This window comes from Mycobacterium sp. (assembly GCF_049673265.1).
GTDB lineage: Bacteria > Actinomycetota > Actinomycetes > Mycobacteriales > Mycobacteriaceae > Mycobacterium.
Window position 1 is genome coordinate 1 of sequence record NZ_JBATXN010000517.1, and the last position, 1,818, is coordinate 1,818.

2 protein-coding genes are annotated in these 1,818 nt (G+C 62.8%); one reads left to right on the top strand and one right to left on the bottom strand.

Annotation, left to right across the window (positions count from 1 at the left end; translation table 11 throughout):
- Window positions 1–621, bottom strand: a 621-nt coding sequence (locus WBF82_RS17860) for a PGRS repeat-containing protein (RefSeq protein WP_424384296.1), incomplete at its 3' end; no start/stop codon positions are given.
- Between the two features lie 395 nt (window positions 622–1,016).
- Here WBF82_RS17860 and WBF82_RS17865 point away from each other — a divergent pair.
- Window positions 1,017–1,607: an MPT63 family protein gene (locus WBF82_RS17865; protein ID WP_424384297.1), complete on the top strand. Its 591-nt coding sequence runs from the start codon at window positions 1,017–1,019 to the stop codon at window positions 1,605–1,607.
- The last annotated feature ends 211 nt before the right edge of the window (window positions 1,608–1,818 follow it).

Here is a 1,818-nt window from a genome sequence, read left to right on the forward strand (position 1 = left end):
GTCTGTACCGGCAGCGCCGTTACCGCCGTTACCGATCGTCCCGGCGTCCCCGCCGTTACCGCCCTGACCGAGCGCATCGGTGGCGCCGTTGCCGCCGTTGCCGAACCACAACCCGCCGGCTTCGCCGTTGGCCGCTGCCAACGTTGAGCCCGGTGTTCCGTCGGCGCCGTTGCCGATCAGGATGCCGGTGTTGCCAAGGTCGTGCCACAGCGTATTGAGCTGTGCGTCGTACGCCGCACCGAATGGGCTCGCGATCCATTCTTGGGCGAGCGTCTGAAGCATCGTGTCGAATGAGCTAGCAGCAGGAGAGGGATCAGACGCGGCCACCAGCGCCGAATCCGCTGCACCCGCACCAAGATTGCTGCTGGCGGCTAGGTCAGCAGTGGGCGACCCCAGACCGGCCAGCGGGTCGATCAAGCCGGCAAAGGAGCCGGCGATCGAGTTGATGATCGGGTCGAAGATCGAGTCAAACCCGTCGGCATGAGCATTCGGCGTAGTGATCGTCGGGGTCATCGCAGTAGCCAGAAACACGCCGGCAACCGCAACCGGACCGAGCACACGACGTCGGTGAGCTTTTCCGTTGCGCGCCCGCCGATTCCGCGTCGTTGATTGCTGAGCCATCCGCGGCTCCTGACGGGCGTCGAGGTTTTCTTAGGCGTCTCTAAGGTAGCTGCAAGATGGTCCTCAGGCGCAAAGTTGGCCGACAAATCTTCGAACAGCCGTGAAAAATACTGGCCCGTCGCGATCTGACGGGCCACGATGCATCGCAGCAACCGCGCCAATCAATCCCGAGACAATTTGATAATTACCGCGGTGTCAGTTTTTCAAATTGGCGGCAGGCGATGGCAACGGCGCAAAACGAGATCGCGCCATTTCCCCAGGTAGTGTTGCCGGACAGGTATTTGGCATGCGATGACGTTTGAAATTGCCGCCGGTTGGCTATGCCGATCCAGTTCGGTCTCACCTAAATGTCGGGCGACCGTTTCAAACAACAAGGAGCGAAGAAGGAGCTCATCGTGAAGTTCACAACGACCACTTTCAAGACGGCTGTCGGGGCCGCGGGAATAGCTGCCGCGAGCGTCGTGGCCGCAGGAACTGCCGCGGCGGCGCCGCCAAACATCCAGGGATTCGGCACCAGCGAGCCGCTGATCGACGGACCGTTGGTGACCACCTACACGGTGAGCAACCTGCAGCCCAGCACCATCGCGATTCCTGGCTTCACCCCGAAAGGCACGCTCTACCAGGCAGACATCACGGCCAAGTCAGACGGCGGAACCGTTACCCCCATGGTTAGAGACTTCAGCGCCCGCGGGCCCAACGGACAGACCTACAAGCTGATCGACAAGGTTGAGGTTCCGAATGGGCTCAACCCGGCGCCGATCCCGCAAGGCAGCGAATCGACGGGGACCTTGTACTTCGACGTGACGGGCGCACCGCCGAATGGCGTTGTCTACAACGACGGACTGCAGGACATTCTGATGTGGACGTCGAACGTTCCGGGGAACGCGGGACCGGGTGCTCCGGCGAACTCCGGTCCGGCACCTGGTCAGTCTCCGGCACCTGGTCAGCCCCCGGCCCCGGGTCAGCCTCCTGCCCCGGCCTCCTAATCCGGTCGCACATCTTTCCCCGCGCCACGCCTAGTGGCGTGGGGAGGCGTGCGGATGCGGAGATTCTGCACCGGTGAACGGGCTCGAGTTGCCAGGCCATTGCCGAAACGAACAGTGGCAGGCTGCTTTACGCTCAGACCATGCGCGATCAGAAGACGATCGACTCCGAGTTGCGGCGCCTCGCAGAGTTGCGGCGTTCAATCCGCGAGCA